The organism is Burkholderia sp. AU16482 (assembly GCF_002223285.1).
In the GTDB taxonomy this organism is placed as follows: Bacteria; Pseudomonadota; Gammaproteobacteria; order Burkholderiales; family Burkholderiaceae; genus Burkholderia; species Burkholderia semiarida.
On the sequence record NZ_NKEY01000022.1, the window covers coordinates 1 to 635 of the forward strand.

Annotated in this window: 1 rRNA gene; it reads left to right on the plus strand. The window is 52.8% G+C overall.

The features are described from left to right. Positions 1–183: 183 nt before the first annotated feature. Positions 184–635 (plus strand): 16S ribosomal RNA (locus CFB35_RS33950); the annotation flags it as partial.

A 635-nucleotide genomic window follows, 5' to 3' on the forward strand; every position in this document is an offset into this window, starting at 1 on the left:
GCTCTTTAAAAATTAACAGCCGATAAGTGTGGGCGCTTGATGAAAGCGAGCTGATCCTCGGATCAGATAGCGAAAGTATCAAGAGTCTCACACTAAAGTAAGTCAGGTTTATGAAGTGATTCATATTCCTGTCAGCTTTGAGTGAGCGACCGGTTCTACGGAACCGAAAACAGTAACAGGTTTGAACTGAAGAGTTTGATCCTGGCTCAGATTGAACGCTGGCGGCATGCCTTACACATGCAAGTCGAACGGCAGCACGGGTGCTTGCACCTGGTGGCGAGTGGCGAACGGGTGAGTAATACATCGGAACATGTCCTGTAGTGGGGGATAGCCCGGCGAAAGCCGGATTAATACCGCATACGATCCACGGATGAAAGCGGGGGACCTTCGGGCCTCGCGCTATAGGGTTGGCCGATGGCTGATTAGCTAGTTGGTGGGGTAAAGGCCTACCAAGGCGACGATCAGTAGCTGGTCTGAGAGGACGACCAGCCACACTGGGACTGAGACACGGCCCAGACTCCTACGGGAGGCAGCAGTGGGGAATTTTGGACAATGGGCGAAAGCCTGATCCAGCAATGCCGCGTGTGTGAAGAAGGCCTTCGGGTTGTAAAGCACTTTTGTCCGGAAAGAAATCC